Origin of the sequence: Synechococcus sp. H55.8, assembly GCF_047462375.1 — a bacterium.
Classification (GTDB): Bacteria; Cyanobacteriota; Cyanobacteriia; order Thermostichales; family Thermostichaceae; genus Thermostichus.
On sequence record NZ_JANSJC010000018.1, the window covers coordinates 24,159 to 30,158 of the forward strand.

The 6,000-nt window shown below is 60.1% G+C and carries 2 protein-coding genes and 1 pseudogene; 1 reads left to right on the top strand and 2 read right to left on the bottom strand.

Annotated elements, in window-relative coordinates:
* Nucleotides 1-106: 106 nt before the first annotated feature.
* Together NW862_RS08815 and NW862_RS08820 are read right to left on the bottom strand one after the other, a co-directional pair.
* The gene (locus tag NW862_RS08815; protein ID WP_414427101.1) at nucleotides 107-1,057 is read right to left on the bottom strand and encodes a DUF726 domain-containing protein; all 951 of its coding nucleotides are present in this window, start codon (nucleotides 1,055-1,057) and stop codon (nucleotides 107-109) included.
* A 50-nt stretch (nucleotides 1,058-1,107) separates the two neighbouring features.
* Nucleotides 1,108-2,886 (bottom strand): flavin reductase, encoded by a 1,779-nt coding sequence (locus NW862_RS08820; RefSeq protein ID WP_414335357.1) that lies wholly within the window; start codon nucleotides 2,884-2,886, stop codon nucleotides 1,108-1,110.
* A gap of 237 nt (nucleotides 2,887-3,123) precedes the next feature.
* Here NW862_RS08820 and NW862_RS08825 point away from each other — a divergent pair.
* Nucleotides 3,124-6,000 (top strand): annotated as a pseudogene (locus tag NW862_RS08825) (type II secretion system protein); the annotation flags it as partial.

Here is a 6,000-nt window from a genome sequence, read left to right on the forward strand (position 1 = left end):
ATTCGCCCCCCCTCTCCCACAAGGGGAGAGGAGAGTTGGAGATCAACACCTTTCTCTACAGTTGCCGCCGCTCTCTTCTGGCTTCAATGTCAAAAATCAACATGACCTATAACAAACGGCTGCTGCGCGCTTTCCAGTCCAGCTTTTGCTCCAGAAGAAACTCCAAGTGAGGCAGATAGGCTTTACAGCTATGCTCTCCTGAACCGATTAGGTGAGTGGCATTGAGGTTTTCAATTCTGGGGTGAAACTCTCTAATTGGCTTGATCCCACAGGGGCTGCGGTTGAGGGAAGGGGCTTTGAAGACGTAGGCCAGAACCCAATCGTCTTCGTTGTAGATATTCACCAACTTTCCGGTGATATTTTCTATATGTAGACTCCAGTTCTTATCGGCCTGCCTCCTAACAGCACCGCTGAGCAAGATAACATCTTTAAGACGCCGATCTGCAGTCTGGGGCCAACCGCGCATGATGTAGTAGGCTACCCTTGCCCCCAAGGAAAACCCCATCAGGGTAATCTGCCTTTCCGGCAAAGCAGAGAGCAGGGGATAGGCGTACTTCAGTCCCACTTCTTTGGCCTTTGCTTTGTGGGCTTCCCAGTGGGCAAGTAGTCCTACCCCAAGCTTCAGGGCAGATAAAGTCAAGCTTACAGGACTGGAAGCATCCCACCAGAGGTAGTACAGGGATCCCTGCCATCCGGCACGTCGAAGCGTCTCCCACAACAGTCTTTTTTCCCAAGGTTGGGTTTCACCTTCGCTAAGGAAACCGTTGATGAAAACTAGGGCCTCGTCCCAACCCAGGGAGGGTTCAATACGGATCAAATAAGGCCTACGGTGAGTAACCTCTTCGATAGTCCAGTCAACAACAATTTCTGTAACTTTCTGGCTGACTTGGAAAGTGGTTTGACCCGTGCCAAGAAGAATTCCTCCGGCTTTTTGGGTGGTCTCGATACCTGTACCAATAACTGACCCGGTAACCTTGCCTATATCAAAGGCGGTCTCTACAACTTTTCCGCCAATCTGGGCAAAACCTTTGAAGACCCCCTCAAGAATGTCTTGCATGGTCAATGGCACCCCCTGAGCGCTGAGACCAGCAAAATACTAGTACTATCTTACCCGCGCCGCATGGCGGTAACCCCCGTGGGATCCAGGACTTTGCCCCGTTCCACCTCGGCATAGACCAGGTAGCGATCGCCACACTCCATCCAGGTCTTGACACAGCACTCTAGGTAGGCCAGGGCATCCAATAGAACCGGGCAGCCATTTTCGGCAGTGGCCGTGGCCAGGCCGGCAAAGCGGTCTTCGCCAGGACGCTGGGGCCGCTGAAAGTGTCGCTGCAGGCTGCTGCCTTTGCCCTCCCGCAAGATGTTAAGCACAAAGGTCGCTTGGGGATGGATAAGCAGTTCCGCCTCGCTGTCCCTGGTTACAGAAAGGGTTAGGCCGGGGGGGTTGAAGCTGGCCTGGGCCACCGACGAGGTGAGAAAGCCGCGCGGGATCCCATCTTGCAGGGCGGTCACCACACAGAGGGATCCCACCACCCGGCTCAAGGCCTGTCCCACCCGATCCGCCTGGGTTTCGCTGCTGGTTTGGCGGGGGGCACGCGCTCGCTTGGCCTTGCGCAGCGCCTGGGCAAACTGGGATCCCGCCTCTTGGCAAGTTTGTAGGATTGCAGGGGTGGGCTTAAACTTGGCGCGGATCGTCTCAAACCCCAAAGAAAAGCCGGCATTGAGCAACTTGCTCTCGATGAGATCCACCGCTTCGCCGCTCCAGCCGTAGGAGCCAAAAACCCCCGCCAACTTGCTGGTGGGAACCGAGGAGAGGATGATGCCCAAAACCGTTTGGATCTGGACAGGGGGATGGCCGGCCAAGGTGGGGGATCCGATGATGAACCCTTGACAGCGCTCCAGGGCCTGGGCGATCTCGTCAGGGGTGGCCCATTCGCAGTTAATTCGCTCCACCGTAACCCCAGACTGTTCCAGCCCCTGAGCTAGGGCTACAGCCATCATGCCTGTATTCCCATAAGCCGAGGTGAAGAGCAATGCCACCCGCTGCTCGCCAGGATCCTCCTCGCACCAAGCGTGGTAATCCAAGCGCAGCCGCCGCAGGCTGTGGCGCACCAAGGGGCCGTGGGCAGGGGCGTAGATTTGGGCGGGAAACTCCTCCAACTTAGCCAGGGCCGCCTTCACCTGGGGCAATTGGTTGCGGTGCAAACAGTCGAAGTAGTAGCGGCGGTCTTCGCTGAGCTGCCGCCAATGCTCGTCAAACACCTGCTCGTCGCAGACATGGGCGCCAAACAGCTTGTCGGTGAACAGGATCCCGGTGGCCGGGTCGTAGGTACAAAGGGCATCCGGGTGGCGGGGCGTGGGCACGGTGCGAACGTGCAGCTCATGCCCTTCCCCCAAATCCAGGCGATCCCCGTCGCGGAGCACCCGCAGGCGGAAAGACTGGTCGCCATTGTAGGTAATGCCCAGATCGGCTGCCTCTTCTTCGTCGCGGCTGCGGGGCACGGGATCCATCTCTTCAAAGGCGGCCCGCAGCGTGATGGATCCCGGCTTGGAGCAGAGCACCGTTGCATAGGGAGCCAGAGGCAATAGGGCTTTGAGGGTAGCAATGCGGTTAAAGTTGACGTGGCTGAGCAAAATAAAGTCCAACCGCTGCAGGTATTGGTGCTGGGCCAGCTCCTCCAGAAAGATGTTGGTGAACGATTCCCCCGGCGGATCGATGAGAAGGGTTTGGCGGGCCTGGATGAGGTAGCTGTTGGCGGTGGTGCCCCGTTGCCGGGCATATTCCAGCTCAAACTTCAAGCGATCCCAGGTGCGGGAGCGGAGAACCAACGTGGACGGGCCGATATGGGCCACTTGGACATCACGGGCGGGGATCCTACTCTCCATAGCAGCCTCCGATGCGGCATCTGTCTTCAGCTTGCCACGAAGCTGAAGGACTGGGGATCCCCTTTCAGAGTTGCGGGAGGCTGCGGGTTGGCTTAACCAAAAGCAAATACAGCATGAACAAGCTGGCGCTTCCCCCCAGAGGTGGGGATGTCTGAAACTCGGGATCCCTTGCATACTGTTGCTATCTTGGCACTCGCACAGGTGCTCCCTCTTTTCCCCGTTATCTGAGATACGGCCATGCCTGCTCCTTCCCCGCTGTTGCTCAAACTTGCCCTGCGTCTGCTTGGCTCTCTGAAGATCCCGGTGGATCGGCGCAGGATCCGCGAGCGTGGCTTTGTTCTACCGGTCGCCATCTTGATTGTGCTGGTGTTGAGCTTGGTAACGGTGGGCCTGCTCACCCGCTCCACCCAGCGCAACATCCAAACCCAGGTGGAACGAGCGGGGCAGACGGTTAGCCGACAACTCAACGCCGCCATCGACCGGGCGCGGGCCAAGATCGACTACCTGGTGCGGGATCCCCGCCTGCCCGCCGGCACCCCTACTGATGCCCAACTTGCCGCGGCCTTGATTAACGACGGGGCGGGAGGGCTGCTCCCGCGGGATGAGAACGAGCCCTACATCCTCCCCGATGAAACCCAGTTCGAAATTACAACCAACATCGAGGTGGAGGATCCCAACAACCCCGGGCAAACCCTGCCTGTGCCGGTACGGGCGCCGGCCTGGTGGTTTTTGGTGGACACCGACAACAACGGCGTCAACGACTCCGTAACTGTCTACACCATTCTCAACACCCGTCGGGCTGCCAGTGCCGGCTTTGAGGATAGCCGGCTAACGGATACGGAGCGGGCGCGGCGCCTGATGATCCGCAGTGGCCCTCTGCAAGGGTCGGCTCTGGGCGCTTGTACCGACAACCCCGCCGAGCAGACCGCCAACCCCAACGTGGGAGACTGGTTCCAGGTGGGATCGGCGCTGTACAAGCCTTTCCAGGTCTTTGCCGTCACTTTGCCCATTCAAGGCGCCGACTCCACCACCCGCGCCATCTCGGCTTTGCAGTTCCAGCAGGATCGGAAGCGGGATCTCCTCAACAAGTGGGGGGCCTTCAGCCGCGGCGACCTAGAGTTTTTCTTCACCCCCGGCTACAACTGGAACGGCGCCATCTACGCCGGCGGCAGCCTTTTCTTCCGCTATGCCCCCAACAACTTGTTCCGGGCTTTCACCATCAGCTCGGAGCAATCCTGCTTCTACATGCCTGTAGATAACTCGGAGATTACCGCCTTCGGAGAGCTGGTGGCAGGGGCTATTGGCTACGCCGGCCAGCAGGTGAGCGATACCCTGATTTTCGATGTTCACTCTGGCCAGCAAGACGTAGCGCCGAGTGTGTTGGCCCGGCTAAACAACCTGAACTTTGACTCGGTGCAAAACGGAGTAGAGCCGGAGAGTGTGGCCCTGGATCCGCTGGAGCTCTATCTTTTCGGCCGCATCCGCACCCGCGGATCCTATGCCGCAGATGCAGCGGGATGGGCGGCTTCTCCCCTCAACGCCAAAAAGGATCCCAACCCCGGACGGATCAAGGCCGGCGGTTTTCAGTCCGGTTCCGACCAGGTCTGCCCTCCCTACGTGGACGATGTCTATCGGGCCGACAACCGCTTTGGGCCCAAGGCCAGCTACGAACGTCCGCCCGTGACGCCTGACCCGCAGAATGGCTGCAACGTGCCCACCTTTGCCGAAAAGTTCAACGCCAGGGCAGGTGACACAATCCCGTCTGAGGCCAAAAATGAGCTGGGCGAATCCCTCACGGCCGACGAGCCGCCGCCGGGCGCACTCTCCGAGGTGGGGCTGGATGGCTACTGGGAGCGACGGGCCCGCGTGGAAGGCCTGCGGGTGATCGTGGGGCAGCGCCTGGAGCTGACCCGCACCGACTCTTTGCCGCTGCCGTTGGTGCCAGGGGGCGATCCCAATGATCCCACTAAGCTACAGGCCATTTTCATCAGCAACGAGGCGCGGCAACGCTTGACCCTGCGGGATAACCCGGCGGCGGTGCAGGCCACGGCGGTTTACCACCACAGCCACCAAGATGGGCGCTTCCCCATCGCCTGCCTGGCCACGGTGGCTCACCCCGGCACTCCCTGGAGCTTGCGGCGGGCTTCCACCTTCCCCGCCGGCGATCAGACCAACCAACTGGGCATCAACTTCTTCACCGGCGAGGGCACCAACGTCTGGGAATATGACCCTGCGCCGATGCAAGAGCGGCTGCGGCCTGGCACAGCCCTGTGGACGGCGCTGACCAACCTGGCCAATTTTGCCGGCGACCCCGACGGAGCCTATCCGCCCAGGCAGGAGGCGGGCCGCATCCACCCAGATCCGTTCATCACTGCCTTTGGCAACTTCTCCGAGCTGCGGCGAATCATCAACAACCCGAACAACCTTAGCTTGGCGGATCAAACCACGCTGCAGACGGCGGGTTGCATGCTGGGCATGCTGGCCGACAACATTCTGCGGATTGAGGCGGCTGCCAACGCCGGGGATCCAGCAGCTCAGATCCTTTGGGATGACATCAGAGCCAGCCGTGAAGGCAACCTGGATGCCCTTGAGCGCAACCGCTTCTACCTGCCGCTGCGCTACATCTTCCCCACCAGCGACTTTGGCCAGGCGGATCCCATAGAGAGCGAGCGGCGAGGCGCCTACTCCTGGCTGCCGGCTGCCACCTACCAGGCAGTAACCGACCTCGAGCAAGTGGCTCTTCGGCCTCGCTCCACCATCAACGACTGGCGTTTGCCCCGTGCCACTGCCACTTGCCCCAGCAGCACCCTACTCGGTGGCAACCACCCCAACAGCAACCAGATGGAGCTGATCCAGGTCGGCGACCAGTGCCATCGCGTGCCCTTCAAAGATTCGGTGTTTTACGATGGCCGCGAGGCAATGGCGGTGCGGGCCCTCAACATCGACCTGGCCCTTTTGACCAACAACGCCAATGGTCAGGCCAACGGCTTGATTAACGGAGATACTTGGCTGCCTGCCGGCGTGCAAGAAGGCCGCGAAGGGGGTATTTTCTACGCCTTCCGGGAAGATGCGGTGCGGGAGGATGCCATTGCCCGCCCGCCTTTGACCAACTTC

Coding starts and splice junctions, on each gene's coding strand:
- NW862_RS08815 (WP_414427101.1), bottom strand. CDS start 1,057: ATGCAAGACATTCTTGAGGGGGTCTTCAAAGGTTTTGCCCAGATTGGC.
- NW862_RS08820 (WP_414335357.1), bottom strand. CDS start 2,886: ATGGAGAGTAGGATCCCCGCCCGTGATGTCCAAGTGGCCCATATCGGC.